Source organism: Mycobacterium basiliense (assembly GCF_900292015.1).
In the GTDB taxonomy this organism is placed as follows: Bacteria; Actinomycetota; Actinomycetes; order Mycobacteriales; family Mycobacteriaceae; genus Mycobacterium; species Mycobacterium basiliense.
The window spans coordinates 4,476,114-4,497,867 of the sequence record NZ_LR130759.1 but is presented as its reverse complement, the minus strand read 5'-3'; the positions used below and the strand labels follow the sequence as shown (position 1 = coordinate 4,497,867).

General features: G+C 64.4%; 17 protein-coding genes, 1 tRNA gene and 1 pseudogene. 9 read left to right on the top strand and 10 right to left on the bottom strand.

Going from position 1 to position 21,754, the window contains the following annotated elements:
- Window positions 1–534: 534 nt before the first annotated feature.
- From MB901379_RS25355 to MB901379_RS18945, 6 genes and pseudogenes are all read right to left on the bottom strand, one after another.
- A pseudogene (locus MB901379_RS25355) lies at window positions 535–697 on the bottom strand (oxidoreductase); the annotation flags it as partial.
- A 42-nt stretch (window positions 698–739) separates the two neighbouring features.
- A complete protein-coding gene (locus MB901379_RS18965) occupies window positions 740–1,396 on the bottom strand; it encodes an LpqN/LpqT family lipoprotein (protein ID WP_158018022.1) in 657 nt (218 codons plus the stop codon).
- A complete protein-coding gene (gene arsC / locus MB901379_RS18960; RefSeq protein WP_158018021.1) occupies window positions 1,393–1,761 on the bottom strand; it encodes an arsenate reductase (glutaredoxin) in 369 nt (122 codons plus the stop codon). The genes MB901379_RS18965 and arsC overlap by 4 nt, the downstream gene beginning before the upstream one ends.
- On the bottom strand, window positions 1,762–2,742 hold the full coding sequence (locus MB901379_RS18955; protein WP_158018020.1) for a ribose-phosphate diphosphokinase: 981 nt from the start codon (window positions 2,740–2,742) through the stop codon (window positions 1,762–1,764). It lies immediately after the preceding gene.
- A 112-nt stretch (window positions 2,743–2,854) separates the two neighbouring features.
- Window positions 2,855–4,330, bottom strand: a complete 1,476-nt coding sequence (gene glmU, locus MB901379_RS18950; RefSeq protein ID WP_158018019.1) for a bifunctional UDP-N-acetylglucosamine diphosphorylase/glucosamine-1-phosphate N-acetyltransferase GlmU — start codon at window positions 4,328–4,330, stop codon at window positions 2,855–2,857.
- 135 nt (window positions 4,331–4,465) lie between these two features.
- A tRNA-Gln gene (locus MB901379_RS18945) sits at window positions 4,466–4,537 on the bottom strand.
- Window positions 4,538–4,975: 438 nt separating this feature from the next.
- On the opposite strand from MB901379_RS18945, the gene MB901379_RS18940 reads away from it, so the two are divergent.
- The 9 genes from MB901379_RS18940 (at window position 4,976) to MB901379_RS18900 (ending at window position 15,388) form a co-directional block, all read left to right on the top strand.
- Window positions 4,976–5,569 (top strand): TetR/AcrR family transcriptional regulator, encoded by a 594-nt coding sequence (locus MB901379_RS18940; RefSeq protein WP_158019306.1) that lies wholly within the window; start codon window positions 4,976–4,978, stop codon window positions 5,567–5,569.
- Window positions 5,570–5,668: 99 nt separating this feature from the next.
- Window positions 5,669–9,349: a transcription-repair coupling factor gene (mfd, locus tag MB901379_RS18935; RefSeq protein ID WP_158018018.1), complete on the top strand. Its 3,681-nt coding sequence runs from the start codon at window positions 5,669–5,671 to the stop codon at window positions 9,347–9,349.
- Window positions 9,346–10,413, top strand: a complete 1,068-nt coding sequence (locus MB901379_RS18930; protein WP_158018017.1) for a nucleoside triphosphate pyrophosphohydrolase — start codon at window positions 9,346–9,348, stop codon at window positions 10,411–10,413. Before mfd ends, MB901379_RS18930 begins: the two co-directional genes overlap by 4 nt.
- A gap of 324 nt (window positions 10,414–10,737) precedes the next feature.
- A complete protein-coding gene (locus MB901379_RS18925; RefSeq protein WP_158018016.1) occupies window positions 10,738–11,478 on the top strand; it encodes a lytic transglycosylase domain-containing protein in 741 nt (246 codons plus the stop codon).
- 79 nt (window positions 11,479–11,557) lie between these two features.
- Window positions 11,558–12,847, top strand: a complete 1,290-nt coding sequence (gene eno / locus MB901379_RS18920) for a phosphopyruvate hydratase (protein ID WP_158018015.1) — start codon at window positions 11,558–11,560, stop codon at window positions 12,845–12,847.
- A gap of 54 nt (window positions 12,848–12,901) precedes the next feature.
- The gene (locus MB901379_RS18915; protein WP_158018014.1) at window positions 12,902–13,567 is read left to right on the top strand and encodes an FtsB family cell division protein; all 666 of its coding nucleotides are present in this window, start codon (window positions 12,902–12,904) and stop codon (window positions 13,565–13,567) included.
- Complete coding sequence (locus tag MB901379_RS18910) at window positions 13,560–14,048, top strand: DUF501 domain-containing protein (protein ID WP_158018013.1); 489 nt, start codon at window positions 13,560–13,562, stop codon at window positions 14,046–14,048. The genes MB901379_RS18915 and MB901379_RS18910 overlap by 8 nt, the downstream gene beginning before the upstream one ends.
- Window positions 14,042–14,992, top strand: coding sequence for a Ppx/GppA phosphatase family protein (locus MB901379_RS18905; protein ID WP_158018012.1), 951 nt, complete (start codon window positions 14,042–14,044; stop codon window positions 14,990–14,992). Before MB901379_RS18910 ends, MB901379_RS18905 begins: the two co-directional genes overlap by 7 nt.
- A gap of 102 nt (window positions 14,993–15,094) precedes the next feature.
- Window positions 15,095–15,388, top strand: a complete 294-nt coding sequence (locus MB901379_RS18900) for a hypothetical protein (RefSeq protein WP_158019305.1) — start codon at window positions 15,095–15,097, stop codon at window positions 15,386–15,388.
- A gap of 64 nt (window positions 15,389–15,452) precedes the next feature.
- Here the strand turns inward: MB901379_RS18900 and MB901379_RS18895 are convergent, their stop codons facing one another.
- From MB901379_RS18895 to kdpB, 4 genes are read right to left on the bottom strand one after another with little or no spacing between them, the layout of a single operon-like run.
- Window positions 15,453–16,133, bottom strand: coding sequence for a response regulator (locus tag MB901379_RS18895; RefSeq protein WP_158018011.1), 681 nt, complete (start codon window positions 16,131–16,133; stop codon window positions 15,453–15,455).
- Window positions 16,130–18,691 (bottom strand): sensor histidine kinase, encoded by a 2,562-nt coding sequence (locus MB901379_RS18890; protein ID WP_232021902.1) that lies wholly within the window; start codon window positions 18,689–18,691, stop codon window positions 16,130–16,132. The genes MB901379_RS18895 and MB901379_RS18890 overlap by 4 nt, the downstream gene beginning before the upstream one ends.
- Before the next feature lie 8 nt (window positions 18,692–18,699).
- Entirely contained in the window at window positions 18,700–19,626 is a 927-nt protein-coding gene (locus MB901379_RS18885) for a potassium-transporting ATPase subunit C (protein WP_158018009.1), read from the bottom strand.
- Window positions 19,627–19,639: 13 nt separating this feature from the next.
- Window positions 19,640–21,751, bottom strand: coding sequence for a potassium-transporting ATPase subunit KdpB (kdpB, locus tag MB901379_RS18880; protein WP_232021901.1), 2,112 nt, complete (start codon window positions 21,749–21,751; stop codon window positions 19,640–19,642).
- Window positions 21,752–21,754: the final 3 nt, after the last annotated feature.

Below are 21,754 nucleotides of genomic sequence, written 5' to 3'. Positions count from 1 at the left end.
TTTTAGCTAAAAATGACTGTTAAGATTCACTGCGATTTGCCGGCGAATCGCCGCCATGTGATTTCCAAAGGTTCCAATCGAGGGCGAAAATACGGCTATTGTGAACTGGTGGATCACCTTCTGCGAAGGGCCGGACGAATAGATCTATCCATCGCTTTCCTATTTGATGTCCGTGTATATTACAACCTCGCCCGTCCTCTCCCCATGGGCAGGTCGCATAGTTTTCTTATTCTCGAAATGTGCGATCTGCATCGAGCAACTCCTATGGCCATGGACTTTCCCGTATTGAAAAGCGCGGCGCCGTACTAAAGGGATAACTATCGGCTTAGAAATTGGTTTGGTGCAAACGGAGACCGGCCTGAGCTTCGAGCATCAGCGATGTCACATCTGCCACAGGGCCCCCTGGGGCGGCGATGTTGGTTGTGCCCGGCTTCGAGCGACAACTAGCGCGGTAGGCGAGGCAGACGCGTAGTTGTCGCTCGAAGCCGGGCAAAAAGTCCACCGACGTTCCCAGTGGCCCGTGGGGCCCTTGTGATCGGATAGCTGCCACAGCGCCGCGGCCGAGGCCATGTTTTTCGCGCGCCGGCTACGCAGCTCCTGCGAGGCCGCGTACAACGTCTGTCGGGTGCCGAAGCTGGCGTCGGTGGCTATCTTCGGTGCCGATCGTCACGATGGCATCGCCGAACTTGCGTCCCGAGGTGGTAGTTCTGCGGCGCTCCAGCCAGGCATGTCGGTTCAGCTACTTTGCCGCGACGACAAATCCCCGGATAATCGCCTCGATACCCGGTGCATTGGCGGCCGCATCGTTGGCCAGGCTTGTGATGGTGAGTTGAACCAGATATCGCTGTTTGTCCGGCGGTGGTCCAGTGGGAATGACAATGCGGTTCCAACTGTGCATCCGCGTGCCCTCGAGGTCATAGCTGCCTTGAATCATGGACGACGGGAAGCCGTTGAAATCCGCTGACGAGGCGTCCAGCTGGGTGAAGTCCTGGAACAGCTGGGCATCTTCATTACCGCGCCGGGCCACGTCGGCGGGATCGAAGTCTCCCCGCAGCACGAACACCACTAGCCGGGCAGTCGGATATTTGCCGCCCTTGGAAATGATCACCGTTTCCGGCGCGATTTTCGGGCCGTCGTACGGTGACCAACCCGGTGGGGTCGGGATCGACACCGTCAGACCGGTCAGGGCGCTGGGTGCCACTTGCTTTCCGCTTACTCCGATGCTTTCCAGATACTTCGACAACGGAACTGGCGGGGTGGTCGTCGCAGCAGCGCTAGACGTCGAGCTCGTCGTCCAGATAGCTTGATAGTCAGGGGGTTTCGCTGGCGAGCAGGCGACCGCCGAGATGGTCGCCACCGTCGTAGCGACGGCGGCGCCGATCCGGCGAACTCTCACAAGATCTCGCGAACGGCGTCGAGCGGACGAGCCAGCCGGGTGCCCTTCGGCGTCACCACAAAAGGCCGTTCAATCAGGATGGGATGCTCGGCCATGGCGTCGAGCAGTTCCTCGTCGGTGGCGTCGGCGAGGTTGAGTTCGGCGTAAAGCGATTCGCGCTTGCGGACCGCCGTCCGCACATCGATCCCGGCATCGCGGATCATGCGCGCCAGCTCGGCCCGGGACGGCGGCGTTTTCAGGTACTGGATGACGGTTGGTTCTACGCCGTTGTCCCGCAACAAATCCAGTGTCTTGCGCGACGTGCTGCACTTGGGATTGTGGTAGATGACAGCATCGCCCGAAGCCCCACCGCTGCGGACGGCCATCTATGCGTCTCCGTCGAAAAGTCCTGTAACTGAGCCGTTTTCGAAGACAGCTCGGATGGTGCTGGCCAGCAGCGGGGCGATGGATAACACCGTGAGTTGAGGAAATCGCTTTTCTTCGGTGATGGGCAGGGTGTTGGTGACGATCACTTCGCGGGCGCCGCATGCTGCCAGGCGCTCGGCGGCGGGTTCGGACAAGACGCCGTGGGTAGCCGCGATGATCACGTCGCTGGCACCGTCGTTGTTCAGCAGTTGCACGGCACCGGCGATGGTGCCGCCGGTGTCGATCATGTCGTCGATCAGCACGCAGGTGCGCCCGGAGACGTCACCGACCACCCGGTTAGACACCACCTGGTTGGGCACGCGCGGGTCACGAGTCTTGTGGATGAAGGCAAGGGGAACGCCGCCCAGTGAGTCGGCCCACTTCTCGGCGATGCGCACTCGGCCCGAGTCGGGGGAGACAACGACCATATTGCTGTCCGGATAGTTGTCCCTGATGTAGCCGGTCAGCAGGTTCTGTCCGCGCATGTGGTCAACGGGTCCATCGAAGAAGCCCTGGATCTGATCCGTGTGCAGGTCGACGGTCACGATGCGGTCAGCGCCAGCGGTCTTGAGCAGGTCGGCGACCAGTCGCGCCGAGATGGGTTCGCGGCCGCGATGCTTCTTGTCCTGTCGCGCGTAGGGGTAGAACGGCATGACGGCGGTGATCCGTTTGGCGCTGCCCCGTTTGAGCGCATCGATCATGATCAGCTGTTCCATCAGCCAGGTGTTCACCGGGGCTGGGCACGATTGCAGGACGAACGCGTCGCATCCGCGCACCGATTCTTGGAATCGTACGAAGATCTCGCCGTTGGCGAAGTCGCGGGCCGTCTGCGCCGTGACGTGCACGTCGAGTTCTTTAGCCACCTGCTCGGCCAGCTCCGGATGAGCGCGACCGCTGAAGAGCATCAGATTCTTGCGATTGTCGGTCCAGTCGTGGCTCAACGCACTGCCCTCGCCGTATCGGGATTGGAATAGGGATCGGAATAGGGATTCGAAGGACCCATCGTACGTAGCGAGGGGCCGGATAGTGTCGCCGGGTAGCCGGGAAACGAATTCACGGTGTCTGATCGGTTTCTTGCGGTGGGTTGGCCTGCCGGGAAGCGTCGTCAGCCGCTTGAGCGGCCGCACTGCCGGGACGTTTACGCTGCACCCAGTTTTCGATGTTGCGTTGCGGTCCGGCCGATACCGCCAGCGCCCCCGGCGGGACATCGTTGCGGACCACGGTTCCGGCGCCGGTGTAGGCGCCGTCGCCAACCGTTACGGGCGCCACGAACATAGTGTCCGAACCGGTGCGCACGTGCGACCCGATGGTGGTCCGCCGCTTGGTCGCGCCGTCGTAGTTGACGAACACGCTGGACGCCCCGATGTTGCTGTGGTCGCCGATGTCGGCGTCACCGACATAGGTCAGATGCGGAACTTTGGTGCCGGTACCAATGGTGGAATTCTTGGTCTCCACGAACGCGCCCAGTTTGCCGTCGGCGCCCAGGACGGTGCCGGGCCGCAGGTAGGTAAACGGGCCGACGGTGGCGCCGTCACCAATCGTTGACGAGGCGCCGTGCGTGCGGGCCACGCAGGCGCCATCGCCGACGGTGACATCGGTCAAGGTGGTATCGGGCCCGACGGCGCAATGACCGCCGATCTGGGTCCGGCCCAGCAATTGCGTTCCCGGGTGGATGATCGTGTCGCGCCCAATCGTCACGTCGACGTCGATCCAGGTGGTGGCGGGATCGATCACGGTGACTCCGGCCATCTGGTGGGCGGCAACGATACGGCGGTTGAGCTCGGCGCCCAGTTGGGCCAGTTGGACGCGGTTGTTCACGCCGGCTACCAACGCGCTGTCTTCGATGTGGCGCGCGCTGACGGTCCGGCCGTCACCGCGCAGGATGGCGATCACGTCGGTCAGGTAGAGCTCCTGTTGGGCGTTGTTGGAGCTCAGGCGACCCAAGGCCGACCGCAGGGCGGCGATGTCGAAGGCGTAGACGCCGGTGTTGACCTCGCAAATTTCGCGCTGTGAGGGCGTTGCGTCGGTCTGCTCGACGATCGCCATCACTTCGTCGTCCTGAGTGCGCAGGATGCGCCCGTATCCGTGCGGATCGCTCAGCGTCGTGGTCAACACTGTGACGGCCGCGGATGCTGCGCTGTGGGTCGCGATCAGGTCAGCCAGGGTGTCGGCGTCGAGCAGGGGAGTATCGCCCGCAGCGACTACGACGATCCCCGCGTAGTCATTGGGCAGCGCCGACAGACCGCACAGCACTGCGTGTCCAGTGCCCAGCGGACGATCCTGCAGCGCCACCTCGATCGTGCGTCCGAGCGTCTCGGCCAGATCGGAGACCAGCGGCGAGATGCGCTGGTGGTCATGACCGAGTACCACGACGAGATGCTGCGGTGCGAGCTTGGTCATCGCGTGCAGCGAGTGCGACAACATGCTGCGTCCGCCCAGGGTGTGCAGCACCTTGGGGGTGTCCGATCGCATTCGGGTGCCGGGCCCGGCCGCTAAGACCAGAACCGCGGTGTCACCACGAAACGTCATCGCCTCTCTCCTTTGTTGGCTTTTTTCTCACGCAAACTAAAGGCCGGCGTGCTGACACGCCGTCCAGGGTGTCATTTCACCTGCAGTTGAGGCAAAAATCGGGCCAGTTCGACCCTGCCTGATCATGTTGTGGAGCTCCGTCGCCAGGACTCGAACCTGAACTATCTGAACCAAAATCAGAGGTGCTGCCGATTACACCACGACGGATTGTCGGTTGGCGGCGAGCACGCTACCCGGCGCCACCCTGTGACTTTAGTCGGACGACGAAGCCGGCCGCGGGCGGCCGGGGAGGAGTCGGGCAATCGGGTGTGAGTCGGACGACGAAGCCGGCCGCGGGCGGCCGGGGAGGAGTCGGGCAATCGGGTGTGAGTCGGACGACGAAGCCGGCCGCGGGCGGCCGGGGAGGAGTCGGGCAATCGGGTGTGAGTCGGACGACGAAGCCGGCCGCGGGCGGCCGGGGAGGAGTCGGGCAATCGGGTGTGAGTCGGACGACGAAGCCGGCCGCGGGCGGCCGGGGAGGAGTCGGGCAAGACCCACCTTGGTGTCGCCGTCAAATGACATCGGCGCAGGCTCGGCGCGGGCATTAACCGATACCCTGTTGACGTGGCTGGGCCGGAAAAGGAAGGACGTACACCGCGCCCCCGGATGACCGGCAGTGAACGCCGACACCAACTCATCGGCATCGCGCGGTCATTGTTCGCCGAACGCGGTTACGACGGGACCTCAATCGAGGAGATTGCGCAACGCGCCAATGTCTCCAAACCGGTCGTCTACGAGCATTTCGGCGGTAAAGAGGGCCTCTACGCGGTGGTGGTGGACCGGGAGATGTCGGCCCTGCTGGACGGCATCACCTCGTCGCTGACCAACAACCGGTCCCGGGTGCGCGTCGAACGGGTCGCCTTGGCATTGCTGACCTACGTCGAAGAACGCACCGACGGCTTTCGCATCATGATCCGCGATTCACCGGCTTCGATCAGCTCGGGAACCTATTCCAGCCTGCTCAACGACGCTGTCAGCCAGGTCAGCTCCATCTTGGCGGGCGATTTCGCCCGCCGAGGTCTGGATCCGGATCTGGCGCCGCTCTATGCCCAGGCACTGGTGGGCTCGGTGTCGATGACGGCGCAATGGTGGCTCGACACCCGAGAACCCAAGAAGGAAGTGGTTGCTGCTCATCTGGTCAATCTGATGTGGAACGGCCTGACTCACTTGGAAGCCGATCCGCAGCTGCAAGACGAGTAGCATTCGCCCGGCGGCAGGCCGGCCAGGGCGCTGTTCGGCGACTGCCGAAGGCGCCGGGCCTGAAGTCGAGGAATCCTCGCGCCCTAGAATGGCCGCATCATGACCGCACCGGGGGCTGCTAGCCCAGATACCCCGATCGCGGGGCTCGTCGAATTGGCGCTTACGGCGCCTACCTTCCAGCAGCTGATCGCGCGCGCCTCCGATCGACCCGAAGAATTGACGCTGGTTGGCCCGGCCAGTGCGCGCGTTTTTGTCGCCAGCGCGCTGGCGCAGCAGGGCCCCTTGCTGGTGGTCACCGCCACCGGCCGCGAAGCCGACGATCTGACCGCTGAACTGCACGGGGTCTTCGGTGCCGCGGTGGCGGTGTTCCCGTCTTGGGAGACCCTGCCGCATGAGCGGCTCTCGCCCGGCGTCGACACGGTCGGCGCCCGGCTGATGGTGCTGCGCCGGCTGGCCCATCCCGACGATGCCCAGCTGGGTCCGCCGTTGCGGGTGGTGGTGACTGCGGTGCGTTCGCTGCTGCAACCGATGACACCGCAACTGGGTCGACAGGACCCCGTCACCTTGAGCGTCGGCCAGGAGATCGGCTTCGACGATGTGATTGCCCGCCTGGTCGAGCTCGCCTACACCCGGGTGGACATGGTGGGCCGGCGCGGCGAATTCGCGGTCCGTGGCGGCATTCTCGATGTCTTCGCCCCGACCGCCGAGCATCCGATGCGGGTCGAATTCTGGGGCGACGAGATCACCGAAATGCGCATGTTCTCGGTCGCCGACCAGCGGTCGATCCCCGAGATTGAGGTCAGCACGCTGGTCGCGGTGGCCTGCCGTGAGCTACTGCTCACCGACGACGTTCGGGCGCGGGCCGCCGAGTTGGCCGCCCAGCACCCGGCGACCGAAAACACCGTCGCCGGCAGCGTCAGCGACATGTTGGTCAAGCTGGCCGAGGGCATCCCGGTGGACGGGATGGAGGCGCTGCTGCCGGTATTGCGGCCCGACGACCATGCGCTGCTGACCGATCAGCTGGCTAAGGGCACTCCGGTGTTGGTGTGTGATCCGGAGAAAGTGCGCACCAGGGCGGCCGACCTGATCAAGACCGGCCGGGAGTTCTTGGAAGCGTCCTGGTCGGTTGCGGCCATGGGGACCGATGCGCCCGTCGACGTCGAACAGCTGGGCGGGTCCGGCTTCGCGGAGCTGAACCAGGTGCGGGCGGTGGCGAGCACGTCCGGCCATCCGTGGTGGACGTTGAGCCAACTGTCCGACGAGTCAACGATCGAACTGGACGTCCGGGCGGCGCCCTCGGCGCGTGGGCATCAGCGTGATATCGACGGCATCTTTGCGATGCTGCGCGCACACGTTGCAACGGGCGGGTATGCCGTGATGGTGGCGCCCGGCGCCGGCACCGCACACCGCATGGTGGAGCGGCTCGCCGAGTCGGACATTCCCGCCGCGATGGTGGACTCGGGATCCCAACGAACTCCCAAGGCGGGTGTGGTCGGGGTGCTCAAAGGTCCGCTACTCGACGGCATTGTCATACCGGGGGTGAACCTGGTCGTGGTCACCGAGACGGATCTGACCGGTAGCCGGGCCACCGCCGTTGAAGGCAAGCGGTTGGCGGCCAAGCGGCGCAACACCGTCGACCCGTTAGCGCTGACGGCCGGCGACCTGGTGGTGCACGATCAGCACGGCATCGGCCGATTCGTCGAGATGGTCGAGCGCACCGTCGGGGGCGCCCGTCGCGAATATTTGGTCCTCGAGTACGCGTCCGGCAAGCGGGGGCAACAGGCCGACAAGCTCTTCGTGCCGATGGATTCCCTGGATCAGTTGTCCCGCTACGTCGGCGGGCAGGCACCGGCGTTGAGCCGGCTGGGCGGCAGCGACTGGGCCAACACCAAGACCAAGGCGCGCCGTGCGGTGCGTGAGATCGCCGGCGAGCTGGTGTCGTTGTACGCCAAGCGGCAGGCCAGCCCGGGGCACGCCTATGGGCCCGACACCCCTTGGCAGGCCGAGATGGAGGACGCGTTCGGTTACACCGAAACCGTCGATCAGCTCACCGCGATTACCGAGGTCAAGGCCGACATGGAAAAGCCGATTCCGATGGATCGGGTGATCTGTGGCGATGTCGGCTACGGCAAGACGGAGATCGCGGTGCGGGCGGCGTTCAAGGCGGTTCAGGATGGCAAACAGGTGGCGGTGCTGGTGCCCACCACGCTGCTGGCCGATCAGCATCTGCAAACGTTCACCGATCGAATGGCCGGGTTCCCGGTCACCGTCAAGGGGCTGTCGCGGTTCACCGACGTCGCGGAGTCACGCGCGGTGATCGACGGGCTGGCCGACGGTTCGGTGGACGTTGTGATCGGCACACATCGACTGCTACAGACCGGCGTGCGCTGGAAGGATCTGGGTTTGGTGGTGGTTGACGAGGAGCAGCGGTTCGGCGTCGAGCACAAGGAGCACATCAAGTCGCTGCGTACCCACGTTGACGTGCTGACGATGAGTGCCACTCCCATCCCGCGCACGCTGGAGATGAGTCTGGCCGGCATTCGCGAGATGTCGACCATCTTGACCCCGCCCGAGGATCGTTACCCGGTGCTGACCTACGTGGGCCCGCACGACAACAAGCAGGTCGCTGCCGCGTTGCGGCGGGAATTGCTGCGCGACGGGCAGGCCTTTTACGTGCATAACCGGGTCAGGACCATCGACGAGGCCGCCGCGACGGTGCGCAGCCTGGTGCCCGAGGCCCGGGTGGTGGTCGCACACGGGCAAATGCCCGAAGAGCTGCTGGAACGCACGGTACAGGGATTCTGGAACCGCGAATACGACATCCTGGTGTGCACGACGATCGTGGAGACCGGTCTGGACATCTCCAACGCCAACACACTCATCGTCGAACGGGCCGATACCTTCGGTCTATCTCAACTGCATCAGCTGCGCGGCCGGGTGGGCCGTAGCCGTGAGCGCGGTTACGCCTACTTCTTGTACCCGCCCCAAGCGCCGCTGACCGAGACCGCCTATGACCGGTTAGCCACTATCGCGCAGAACAACGAGCTGGGCGCGGGTATGGCGGTCGCCCTGAAGGATCTTGAGATCCGCGGCGCCGGCAATGTGCTCGGAGTCGAGCAGTCCGGCCACGTCGCCGGCGTGGGATTCGACTTATACGTGCGGTTGGTCGGCGAGGCTGTTGAGGCGTACCGGGCGGCCGCCGACGGCCAGACGGTGACCAGTCCGGAGGAACCCAAGGACGTGCGGATCGACCTGCCGGTCGATGCGCATCTGCCGCCCGACTACATTGCCAGCGACCGCCTGCGTTTGGAGGGCTACCGGCGGCTGGCCGCCGCCACCTCCGAGAGCGAGATCGCGGCGGTGGTCGAGGAACTGCACGACCGGTACGGGGTGTTGCCCGAACCCGCCCGGCGGCTGGTTGCCGTGGCGCGGTTGCGTCTGCTGTGCCGTGGTTCGGGCATCACCGAAGTGTCGGCTCCGTCGGCGGCCACGGTACGGCTGTCGCCGCTGAATTTGCTGGATTCAGCGCAGGTGCGACTCAAACGGATCTATCCCGGGGCGAATTACCGCGCCACCACCGCGACGGTGCAGGTGCCCATCCCACGCGCTGGCGGTGTCGGTGCCGCCCGCCTTCGCGATGTCGAATTGGTGCAGATGGTGGCCGATCTGGTGACGGCGCTAGCCGGGAAACCGCAGCAGGATATTGGTATAACGAACGGGATATCACCCGGCGACGATGCGGGCCGCACCGCGTCGAGTAAGGAGCGGCAAGCGCGATGATTGTCGTCCTGGTCGACCCTCGCCGTCCCGCGCTGGTCCCCATCGAAGCTATCGAATTGCTCGGCGGCCCGGTTCAATACACCGAGGAGATGCCGGTCGCGGTGCCCTGGTCGCTGCCCGATGCGCATCCGGTGCACATAGGAGACGACGCCCCAGTGTTGTTGTCCTCCGATCCCAACCATCCGGCCGTGACGGCACGATTGGCCGGCGGAGCACGGCTGATTTCAGCCCAGGATCGGCAGCGGGGGGAAAGACTGCTCGACGCTGTGGCCATGATGGACAGACTGCGCACCGACGGCCCGTGGGAAAGCGAGCAAACCCATCAGTCGTTGCGCCGCTATCTGCTGGAGGAGACCTACGAGCTGCTTGACGCGGTGCACAGCGGCAATGTCGACCAGCTCCGCGAGGAGCTCGGTGACCTGCTGCTACAGGTGCTTTTCCATGCCCGGATCGCCGAGGATGCGGCGCTGCTCCCATTCACGATCGATGACGTCGCCGACACGCTGATCCGCAAATTGGGCAATCGCGCACCGGGAGTTCTTGCCGGCGAATCGATTTCGTTGCAAGAACAGATGGCCCAGTGGGAAGAGCGTAAGGCGGCCGAGAAGACACGGAATTCCGTGTTGGACGATGTTCAGACGGGTCAGCCGGCGTTAGCGTTGGCGCAGAAGGTGATTGAACGTGTCGGTAAGGCCGGCTTGCCGGCCGAGCTGATTCCTGACGAGATCACGTCGGTATCCCTATCGGCGGATATCGACGCGGAAAACTGTTTGCGGGCAGCCGTATTAGACTTCGCCGACAATGTTCGTAGCGCCGAGAAGGCGATCGTGGCGGCGCGCCGGGGCGACAGTGTGGCAGAGGAACTCGACGTTGCGCCGATCGGCGCTATCAGCGCGCAGGAATGGCTGACGTACTGGCCAGCGGGCTCGACGAGAGCCGGCCCGGTGCTTGAGCCGATGGAATTCGAGGAGCCGGCCGAGGCTCCCGTCGAAACCGTGGCAGTGCCGGCGGAGACTGCCAAGGAGCCTCGCAGCGGCTCCAAAAAGCGCAAAGGCAGGCGGTAGGACCGGTCGGTCCCGCCAGGCCCGAGTTTCGGGGTTTCAACTCGGCCGATTGATCTTTGCGACGACTCAGAGACTCCCCATATCAAGCGATCATCATGAAGTTTGCGGAAGATGCGTTAGCCGCCAACCTAACCCGAAATCATGATAGCCAAACATGCTAGTAGCTAATCGATATCTGGCCGGTATCGACGGTATAACTGTGTGCTGATCCGAAAATGCGGCCGGGTAGTTCGCTAGCCCATGGGACGATGAATATGGCCCAGACGGCTATGACCCGGTCGCGCGGTCCCACTCGGACATACAGAGGAGCCGAAGAGGAGCATTGTGACGCCCAGACGTTGGTTGCGCGCGGTCGCCGTGATTGGGGCGACCGCGATGCTATTGGCGTCAAGTTGCACGTGGCAGCTCAGCTTGTTTATCCCCGAGGGTGTGCCGCCGCCGCCCGGCGATCCGGTACCCCCGGTGGACACCTACGCCGCGGGTCGGCCCGCCGACCAGTTGCGGGAATGGGCAGAGCAACGCGCTCCGGCGTTGGAGATGCCGGTCATCGCGCTGGAGGCGTACGCTTACGCCGCCCGAGTTGCGGAGGTCGAGAACCCCAAGTGTCACATTGCGTGGACCACATTGGCGGGTATCGGGCAGGTAGAGAGTCATAACGGCACCTATCGGGGCGCCACAATCGCGCCCAACGGGGACGTGACTCCTCCCATCCGGGGCGTTCGGCTCGACGGTACCGGCGGCACTTTGCGCATCGTGGACAGCGAGCGAGCGTTGCTGGATGGCGCGGCGGATGCAGACGGGGTGGAGCGCGCGATGGGGCCGATGCAGTTCATCTCCGAGACGTGGCGGCTCTACGGGGTGGACGCGAACAACGACGGCATCGTCAGCCCAGACAACATCGATGACGCCGCGCTCTCGGCGGCTGGTTATTTGTGCTGGCGTGGAAAGGATCTCGCGACGCCGCGCGGGTGGATCACCGCATTGCGTGCCTACAACAACTCCGGTGTTTACGCCCGCGCGGTCCGAGACTGGGCGACCGCCTACGCGGCCGGTCATCCGCTATAGAAGGATGGATCGCTGACCCAGGCTTTACGCTAAAGGCTGCCGGGGACCTCAAGAGAGCCAGGACGCAAAGGAGAACGCAGTGCCGATAATCGAGCAGGTCGGGGCGCGCGAGATCCTCGATTCCCGCGGCAACCCGACGGTCGAGGTTGAGGTGGCTCTGATCGACGGGACGTTCGCCCGGGCCGCGGTGCCTTCGGGCGCGTCGACCGGCGAGCACGAGGCCGTGGAACTGCGCGACGGCGGTGACCGCTACGGGGGCAAGGGGGTCAAGAATGCGGTACAAGCCGTGCTCGATGAGATCGGCCCGGCCGTGATCGGTCTCAACGCCGACGACCAGCGGCTTGTCGACCAAGCGTTGGTCGACCTCGACGGGACCCCCGACAAGTCCCGGCTCGGGGGCAATGCGATCCTGGGCGTCTCGTTGGCCGTTGCCAAGGCTGCCGCGGAGTCTGCCGAGCTGCCGTTATTCCGCTACATCGGCGGGCCGAACGCGCACATTCTGCCGGTGCCGATGATGAACATCCTCAACGGCGGTGCGCACGCGGACACTGCCGTCGACATCCAGGAATTCATGGTGGCGCCGATCGGCGCGCCCAGCTTTGCCGAGGCCCTGCGCTGGGGCGCGGAGGTCTATCACGCACTCAAGTCCGTCCTGAAAAAGGAGGGTCTGTCCACCGGGTTGGGCGACGAGGGCGGCTTCGCCCCCGATGTGGCCGGCACCACCGCGGCGCTGGATCTGATCAGCCGGGCCATCGAGTCGGCGGGCCTCAAACCGGGTAGCGACGTGGCGCTGGCCCTCGACGCCGCGGCCACCGAGTTCTACACCGACGAGACCGGTTACTCCTTTGAAGGCTCGACCCGCACCGCGGAGCAGATGGCGGAGTTCTATGCCGGTCTGCTGGGTTCTTACCCACTAGTGTCCATCGAAGACCCGCTGGCCGAAGACGACTGGGACGGCTGGGCGGGGCTGACTGCGGCGATCGGTGAGCGGGTGCAAATCGTCGGGGACGACATCTTCGTCACCAATCCCGAGCGCCTCGAGGAGGGGATCGAGCGGGGTGTGGCAAACGCATTGCTGGTCAAGGTGAACCAGATCGGGACGCTGACCGAGACACTCGACGCGGTCGCGCTGGCACATCACAGCGGGTACCGCACAATGATCAGCCACCGGAGCGGCGAAACCGAAGACACCATGATCGCCGATCTGGCGGTTGCCGCCGGCAGCGGGCAGATCAAGACCGGCGCACCGGCTCGCAGTGAGCGGGTCGCCAAGTACAACCAGTTGCTGCGCATCGAAGAGGCCCTGGGTGACGCGGCCCGCTATGCCGGCGATCTTGCCTTCCCTCGATTTGGGCTGGACCCAAAATAGCTCGCAATGGGTTGAAATAGGTTGGTATTCAACGAGAAAAGCGGCTGAAGCGAGATGCCCGACGCGAAACGGCCCGATCCGAAACGCCGTTCTCCGGCGTCTCGGCCGGCGAAGGCCGGTGACGCGGCGCGGGGCCGTCGCTCCTCGTCGGCGTCGCGGCCTTCGCAGACTTCACACACCGGGCCGACCGCCGGTCGTAACACGTCGCGGGCGCTGCAAGAGCACATCGTCGAACCCATCAAGCGGTCGTTTACCGAATCGGTCGAGCAGCGCTCCGAGCAGCGGCTCGGCTTTACCGCTCGGCGCGCCGCGGTGCTGGCGGCCGTTGTTTGCGTGTTGACGTTGACCATCGCCGGGCCGGTCCGCACCTATTTCGCGCAACGCACCGAAATGGAACAGTTGTCGGCGACGGAAGCGGAGCTGCGCCGTCAGATCGCCGACCTGGAACAGCGCAAGAGCCAGCTGGCTGACCCCGCCTATGTCGCGGCTCAGGCCCGCGAGCGGCTGGGCTTCGTGATGCCGGGAGACATCCCCTTCCAAGTTCAGCTGCCGCCGTCGGCCGGGGCGGCCCCGCAGCCGGGAGCTGACGCGGCCATCCCGGCCAAGAACGAACCCTGGTACACCTCGCTGTGGCACACCATCGCCGACGCGCCGCACCTGCCCCCCGCCGCCGCCACGTCGCCCCCACCCGAGCCCGCTCCGCAGGCACCCGGTGGTTGATCACGCCGATCTGGAGGTGGTGGCGCGTCAGCTCGGTCGGGAACCGCGCGGCGTGCTGGAAATCTCCTACCGCTGTCCCAACGGTGAGCCCGCCGTGGTGAAGACGGCGCCGAGACTTCCTGATGGCACACCGTTTCCGACGCTTTATTACCTGACCCACCCGGCGCTAACATCGGCAGCGAGCAGGCTGGAAACCACCGGACTTATGCGGGAGATGACCGAACGGCTATGCAATGACCCCGATCTGGCCGCCCACTATCGGCGGGCGCATGAGTCCTATCTGGCCGATCGGGACGCGGTCGAACCGCTGGGGACCACGTTTTCGGCGGGCGGCATGCCCGATCGGGTCAAGTGCTTGCATGTGCTGGTCGCGCATTCGCTGGCCAAGGGGCCGGGGGTGAACCCGCTCGGAGACGAAGTGTTAGCGCTGCTGGCGGCCGAGCCCGCCCTGGCCACGGTTTTGGATGCGGAGCAATGGTGAGGCGGGTTGCCGCTATTGACTGCGGTACCAACTCGATTCGGTTGCTGATCGCCGATGTGACCGGCGCGCACCTCGACGATGTGCATCGCGAAACCCGGATTGTCCGATTGGGTCAGGGAGTTGACGCGACCGGCCGGCTTGCGGCGGAGGCGATCGCCCGTACCCGCGCCGCCCTGATCGACTACGCCGCCTTGCTTAAGCGGCACGGTGTCGAGCGGGTGCGGATGGTTGCCACCTCGGCCACGCGTGACGCTGTCAATCGCGATATCTTCTTCGCGATGACGGCGGACGTGCTGGGCGCGGTGATCCCCGGTTCTATCGCGGAAGTCATCAGCGGCGCCGAAGAGGCCGAGCTCTCCTTTCTTGGAGCTGTCGGTGAATTAGACAGTGCGGCAGCACCGTTCGTTGTTGTCGACTTGGGTGGTGGTTCCACCGAGATTGTTCTTGGGAAGGCTGGCAACGACGTGGTGGCGAGTTACTCAGCCGACATCGGTTGTGTCCGGTTGACCGAACGCTGCTTGCACTCCGACCCACCGACGCCGGATGAGGTGCGATCGGCCCGACTGCTGGTTCGCGAAAAGCTGGAACCCGCGTTGCAGGTGGTTCCGGTTGCGAAGGCGCGGACCTGGGTGGGGCTGGCCGGGACAATGACCACATTGTCCGCTCTGGCCCACAGGATGTCGTCGTATGACGCTGGGGCAATTCATCTCTCGCGGGTGTCCGGCGCCGACCTGCAGGTGGTCTGCGAACGGCTGATCGGCATGACCCGAGCGCAGCGGGCCGCGCTGCCGGTGATGCATGAGGGCCGAGTCGACGTGATTGGCGGCGGTGCCATTGTGGTCGAGGAGTTGGCGTGCGAGCTGCGCAGTCGCGCCGGGATTGATGAACTGACGGTCAGTGAGCACGACATCCTGGACGGAATCGTGCTGTCGCTGAGCGCGTAGGTCACAGCTGCCACAGCAGTCACGGCGGGGAGGTGGCACACGTTTTGCCCGCCTCGTAGCGACAACCCGGGCAATGTCAGACCGGTATGCGACCGTTCGATGATGACCACCATGCTTCGCGGAATCGAGCTTCGCTACGTGTTGACCATGCACCTGTCCCAACAGGGGCCCGCGACCATCACCGAGATGATCGATGTGCTTGCCTGGCACGGCTTCGCTGTGCCGGGCAGGGCATCGAAGGCGGTGTCGGACGCGTTGCGTTGGGAAGTCCAGCGCGGCCGGGTCTATCGGCTCGGCCGGGGTCGGTATGGGTCGGCATATATCCCGCGCTCGACCGAATACCGGATTCTCCAACGGGTGTTGGCTCTGCGCGCAGTGGCGCGTGGCGCGCCGTAGCTGTCGCTAGAAGGCGGGCACAATGTGTGCCGTCTTGTGCGGTGACTACTGTCGTTGGTGGGACTCAAGCCTCGAAGCGGTAGCCCATTCCGGCTTCGGTCAACAAGTGTTTGGGATGCGACGGATCATGCTCGAGTTTGCGCCGCAGTTGCGCCAGATACACACGCAGATAATGGGTTTCGGTGGCATACGCCGGTCCCCACACCTCTTTGAGCAGCGTCTCGCGGTCGACCAATTTGCCCCGATTGCGGACCAGCATCTCGAGCATGCCCCATTCGGTCGGGGTGAGATGAACTTCGACACCGTCCCTGATGACCTTTTTGGCGGCCAGATCCACGGTGAAGGAATCGGTTTCGATAACCGGCTGTTCCGTTTCTGATGCTGCGGTGGTGCGGCGCACCGCTGCGCGCAGGCGGGCCAGCAATTCGTCCATTCCGAACGGCTTGGTTACGTAATCGTCGGCGCCCGCGTCCAGGGCTTCAACCTTGTCCGACGAATCGGTTCGTGCCGACAACACAATCACCGGAGCCGTCAGCCAGCCTCGCAGGCCGCCCAGCACATCGATGCCCGAGATGTCGGGCAGACCAAGGTCGAGGATCACCACATCGGGTCGGTGCTCGGCCGCGCCACGCAAGGCACCCGCTCCCGACGACGCGGTGATGACCTCATACCCACGCACGGTCAGGTTGATGCGGAGCGCACGCAGGATATGCGGGTCGTCGTCAATCACCAATACCCGGGTCATCGCTCACCGCATTTTTCCGGCGCGGCCAGATCCACCACGACGGTGAGGCCGCCGCCCGGTGTATCCACGGCCTGGATGGATCCGCCCATGGCTTCGACGAAACCGCGTGCCACCGACATCCCCAGGCCGACGCCCGTGGTGTTGTCGTTGTCACCCAGGCGTTGAAAGGCCTCAAAAATCTGGTCGTCGGTGCCATGTGGGATTCCCGGGCCCTCATCGATGACGTTGATCAGGACGCGGTTGCCTACCTGCCCGGCGTTGACCCGCACCACACAATCGGGCGCGTGCCGCAGCGCATTGTCGATGAGGTTGGCCAGTACCCGTTCCAGCAGCCCGGCGTCGGCCAGCACTACGGCGCCGTCCACATCGACTTTGACGCGGTCGATGGCGGATCGGTAGAAGCCGGTGGTGCCCTTGCCGATGCTGATCAAGGTCTGTTGCACCGTCTCTTCCAGATACACCCGCTGCAGCTGTGGGCGCACTACGCCGGCGGCCAAACGCGAGGAGTCGAGTAGGTTTCCGACTAGTGCGGTGAGCGCGTCGACGGACTCCTCAATGGTCGCCAGCAACTCGGCGGTGTCCTCGGGGGAGAAGGAGACATCTGCGGAGCGCAGGCTGGACACCGCGACCTTGGCCGCCGCCAGCGGCGTGCGGAGATCGTGGCTGACCGCCGAAAGCAGCGAACGCCGAAGCTCGTCGGCCCGGACGATCGCCTCTGTCCGGCTGGCTTCTTCGGCAAGCTCGCGCTGCTTGACCAGGCCCGCGGCTTGCCTGGCCACCGCGTTGAGTACCCGCCGCTCCCGCGCGGCGAGCTTTCTTCCGGCCATCAACATCCAGAACTCGTCATCGCCGACTTCGATCGCGGTGTCCGCGGAATCAACGGTGGTGCAGGGATCTTTGCCGACTGAAGCAACGACTTCGCTGCGAGTGCGGTCTTGGTCGCGACGTTCGCGCAACATGCTGACCGCGCGCTGCGAGTAGGTCTCCCGCACCCGCTCGAGGAGGGTTTGCAGATCCGCGCCGCGTAGCACCGATCCGGCGAACAGCGCCAGTAATTCGGCCTCCTGGGAGGCGAATCGCGCTTCCCGCGCACGTTTGGCCGCACCGTCGACGAGCACCGCGACCGCGACCGCGACCAGTAGCAGGACCACCTCGGTGACGGCGGCGTCGGGCTCGGCGATTGTGAATGTGTGCCGGGGCGTCGTCAGGAAGTAGTTCAGCAGCAGGCTGGACAGCACCGCCGAAAGCACGGCCGGTGCAATGCCACCAAGTAGGGCCACCACGAGCACTCCGACGAAGAACAGCGCGCTGTCGCCGCTGGTGTCCAGGTACCGGTCCAGAATGCTCACGGTGACCACGCAGATGAGGGCGGGAACGATGCCGGCGGCAAACCAGGAAGCCAGGCGCCGTTCGTGCGACGACAGCGAGCTAGCCCGGAACCGCCGCCGGGATTCTTCATGGGTGACCAAGTGCACGTCGATCTTGCCCGACCGCTTGACGGTCGCCGCGCCGATGCCCTCCTCGAATAGGCGGGCCCAGCGTGACCTGCGTGATGTCCCGATCACCAGCTGAGTGGCGTTGATTTCGCGGGCGAAATCCAGTAGGGCATCCGACACGTCGTCGCCGACGACGGTATGCAGCGAGGCGTCGAGGCTGCTCGCTAGCTCACGGATCTTATTCATCCGGGACTCCGACAAGCCGGCGAGTCCGTCGCCGCGCACGACATGCACCACCATCAGCTCCGCGCTGGACTTCGATGCTATCCGGGATGCCCGGCGCACCAACGTCTCCGACTCCGGACCGCCGGTGATCGCCACCACCACCCGTTCACGCGCTTCCCAGATATCGGTGATCTTGTTCTCCGCGCGGTACCTGGCCAACGCGGTGTCTACTTGGTCGGCCAACCACAGTAGCGCTAATTCCCTTAGTGCGGTGAGGTTTCCGCGACGGAAGTAGTTCGACAACGCGGCATCAACCTTTTCCGCCGCGTAGACGTTTCCATGAGACATCCTGCGGCGCAATGCTTCCGGGGTGATGTCGATCAGCTCAACTTGTGCGGCCTGGCGCACCACCCAATCCGGCAAGGTCTCCTGCTGTTCTATTCCGGTGATCTCCGCGACGACGTCATTGAGGCTTTCCAGATGTTGGATATTCACGGTGGATATCACCGTGATTCCCGCCGCCAGCAGCTCTTCGACATCCTGCCAGCGCTTGGGGTTCTTGCTGCCCGGGATATTGGTGTGCGCCAGCTCATCGACCAGCACGACCTGCGGATGCCGCGCCAGCACCGCGGGCACGTCGAGCTCGGGGAACTTGGTACCGCGATACTCGATGTAGTGCGGCGGGATAGCCTCGATGCCCTTAAGCAGCTCAGCAGTTTTCGCGCGCCCGTGTGTCTCGACCACCGCCGCCACCAAGTCGGTGCCGCGTTCCAGTCGCCGGTGTGCCTCGCCGAGCATCGCATAGGTCTTGCCGACCCCGGGAGCCGCACCGAGGTAAATACGTAGCTCTCCGCGCTTGCGAGGGTGGTCGACGACGCTCACAGAACCATCATCCACCCGTGGCGCTAGACCGGGTACCTGCGGTCGAGTTCCAGATTCAGCTGCAGCACGTTGACGCACGCTTCGCCGAATACGCCTAGGACACGGCCACTTCGGTATTCCTGCACCACCATCCGAATCTGTTCGGACCTGGTGTGTCGAGCCCTCGCCACCCTCGGTACCTGAAGGTTGGCGTAGGCCAGCGAGATATTGGGGTCTAGTCCGCTGCCGCTGGCGGTGACGGCATCGGGTGGAACCTGGGGGGAGGTTGGTGCAGTACCGCGAATCGGCACGATCTGGCCCCGCGAGTAGTCCTCACCGAAAACCGCGCATTCGACCCAGACTCCCTCATATCTGGGTAGGAACGGCTTTCGGGTGGCCGAGCAGGGTTCGTTGACGCTGATGACCCGGGTTGGGTATTCGACACTGCCGTGCCGATCCCGGGGGCCGATCACCGACAGCACGGCTCCCACCCCGCTCTCGGTGCAAAACGGACGTGATCCGGCCGCTATGTCTAGACCTTCCAGCTGCGCCACCGCCACGCTGCGCGAGCAGACCAGGGTCAGCAAACTGGGGCGGAACCCGGCCTCGGCGGGACTTGTGCCGGTGGCAAGTTTTGCCGGATCCGCCGGCGTGTCCACCATGCTCTCCGGTCCAAGGTTGCTGCCGCCGCTGGACAATGTGTCGTATCCAGCGCCCGCCGCCGAGGGGCGACCCTGAAAATACTGAGGTAGCGGGAGGCCGTCCGCATCGTGGTACAACTGGCCGATCAGGCTGCTACCGACCGGCTTACCGTCGACGTCAATGATCGAACCGTTCGCTCTGTCGTGTAGCCCCGGTATCCAGGTGACCAGCCAGATGAGCAATGGATAGCCCAGACCGAGGATCACCGTGAGAACCAGCAACGCACGCAGTGCGGCCCAGTGTTGGCGAACGACGTTGGCAATCTTCATTTCAGGCCCATCTCTAAGACATCCCGGGCAGTAGTGCAACGACCAAATCGATCAGTTTGATTCCAATAAATGGTGCTACCAGCCCACCCAGTCCGTAGCGGTAGAGGTTGCGGCTGAGCAGCTTTGAGGCATGGCTGGGTGTGTAGCGCACACCACGTAGGGCCAATGGAATCAGCGCAACGATGATCACGGCGTTGAAGATCACCGCCGACAGGATGGCCGACTGCGGACTATGCAGCCGCATGACATTGAGCCGCTCCAGGCCGGGGAACAGTACCACGAACAGTGCCGGAATGATCGCGAAGTACTTCGCGATGTCGTTGGCAATCGAGAAGGTGGTCAATGCGCCACGTGTGATCAGCAGTTGCTTACCGATCTCCACGATCTCGATCAGCTTGGTAGGGTCGGAGTCCAGGTCAACCATGTTGCCGGCTTCCTTGGCGGCAGCGGTACCCGTGTTCATCGCCACTCCTACGTCAGCCTGAGCCAAGGCCGGCGCATCGTTGGTACCGTCGCCGGTCATCGCCACTAGGCGGCCGCCCCGCTGCTCACGCTTGATCAGCATCAGCTTGTCCTCGGGGGTTGCCTCAGCAAGAAAATCGTCGACCCCGGCCTCGTCTGCAATCGCTTTGGCGGTCAACGGGTTATCGCCAGTGATCATTACCGTGCGAATTCCCATCAGGCGCATTGCGTCGAATCGGACTCGCATGCCCTGCTTGACCACATCTTTGAGGTGGATGACGCCGAGCACTTGGGCCTTGCCGGCCACCTGGTCGTCGACCCGGCCCACCACCAATGGGGTTCCCCCGGCAGCGGAGATGCCGTCGACAATCTGCCCGAGTTCCAAAGGAACATCGCCACCGTTGGCTCGCACCCACTCGGCGACCGAGTTGGCCGCTCCTTTTCGCAGCCGCCGACCACCCAGGTCGACACCCGACATCCTGGTCATCGCGGTGAATTGCACCCAGTTCGCGTCCGCGAGCTCTCCGGGAGTGCGGGCGCGCAGCCCGTAGGCCTGTTTGGCGTAAACCACGATCGAGCGTCCTTCCGGCGTTTCATCGGCCAGGCTGGACAGCTGCGCGGCGTCGGCCAACTCCTTGGAGCTAACACCTTGGACGGGAACGAATTCCGAAGCTTGCCGGTTGCCGAGCGTAATCGTTCCGGTCTTGTCTAACAGCAAGGTGTTGACGTCACCGGCCGCTTCGACGGCACGGCCAGACATGGCCAACACGTTGCGTTGCACCAGCCGGTCCATGCCGGCGATGCCAATGGCCGATAGCAGCGCGCCGATTGTGGTGGGAATCAGGCACACCAACAGTGCGACTAGGACGATTCCGCTGATGCCGTCGCTGCTGAGGGCTTGGGTATCGGCAACACCGGGGTTGTTGGCTTTGGAATAGATCGCCAGCGGCTGCAGGGTGGCCACCGCGAAGACGAAGATGATGGTCAACGCCGCGAGCAAGATGTTCAGCGCTATCTCGTTGGGCGTCTTCTGCCGGTTGGCTCCCTCGACGAGTGCGATCATCCGGTCCACGAAGCTCTCACCGGGTCGCTGGGTGATTTTGACCACGATACGGTCCGACAGCACGGTCGTGCCGCCGGTTACCGACGAGCGATCGCCCCCTGATTCGCGAATCACCGGGGCCGACTCACCGGTAATCGCCGATTCATCAACCGAGGCAATGCCTTCCACGACGTCGCCGTCGCCGGGGATGATCTCGCCAGCGGTGACCGCCACGATGTCTCCCTGTTGCAGCAACGGCGCGGGAACATCTTCCGGTATGCCTGCCCCGCCCGGCGCCCAATCCCGGAGCCGGTGTGCGATGGTATCGGCCTTCGCCCTGCGCAGGGTATCGGCCTGCGCCTTCCCTCGCCCCTCGGCTACGGCTTCGGCCAGGTTGGCGAAAACCACGGTCAGCCATAGCCAGAACACCACAAGCCAGCTGAACCAGGTGTCATCACCCACAGCCAGGATCGTCGCCCACACCGCGCCGATCTCCACGATGAACATCACCGGGTTTCGCCACAGGGTGCGCGGATCGACTTTACGCAAGGCATCCGGCAGCGACTTCACCAGCAAGCCCGGATCGAGCAGGCGGGTGGCCGAAGTGGTTGTGCGAGTCACGAT

What these genes read in the sequence shown, in the direction of transcription:
- arsC (WP_158018021.1), bottom strand. Translation starts at nt 1,761, where the DNA reads ATGGCCGTCCGCAGCGGTGGGGCTTCGGGCGATGCTGTCATCTACCAC.
- glmU (WP_158018019.1), bottom strand. Translation starts at nt 4,330, where the DNA reads ATGACGTTTCGTGGTGACACCGCGGTTCTGGTCTTAGCGGCCGGGCCC.
- MB901379_RS18940 (WP_158019306.1), top strand. Translation starts at nt 4,976, where the DNA reads ATGACCGGCAGTGAACGCCGACACCAACTCATCGGCATCGCGCGGTCA.
- mfd (WP_158018018.1), top strand. Translation starts at nt 5,669, where the DNA reads ATGACCGCACCGGGGGCTGCTAGCCCAGATACCCCGATCGCGGGGCTC.
- MB901379_RS18930 (WP_158018017.1), top strand. Translation starts at nt 9,346, where the DNA reads ATGATTGTCGTCCTGGTCGACCCTCGCCGTCCCGCGCTGGTCCCCATC.
- MB901379_RS18915 (WP_158018014.1), top strand. Translation starts at nt 12,902, where the DNA reads ATGCCCGACGCGAAACGGCCCGATCCGAAACGCCGTTCTCCGGCGTCT.
- MB901379_RS18905 (WP_158018012.1), top strand. Translation starts at nt 14,042, where the DNA reads ATGGTGAGGCGGGTTGCCGCTATTGACTGCGGTACCAACTCGATTCGG.
- MB901379_RS18900 (WP_158019305.1), top strand. Translation starts at nt 15,095, where the DNA reads ATGACCACCATGCTTCGCGGAATCGAGCTTCGCTACGTGTTGACCATG.
- MB901379_RS18895 (WP_158018011.1), bottom strand. Translation starts at nt 16,133, where the DNA reads ATGACCCGGGTATTGGTGATTGACGACGACCCGCATATCCTGCGTGCG.
- MB901379_RS18885 (WP_158018009.1), bottom strand. Translation starts at nt 19,626, where the DNA reads ATGAAGATTGCCAACGTCGTTCGCCAACACTGGGCCGCACTGCGTGCG.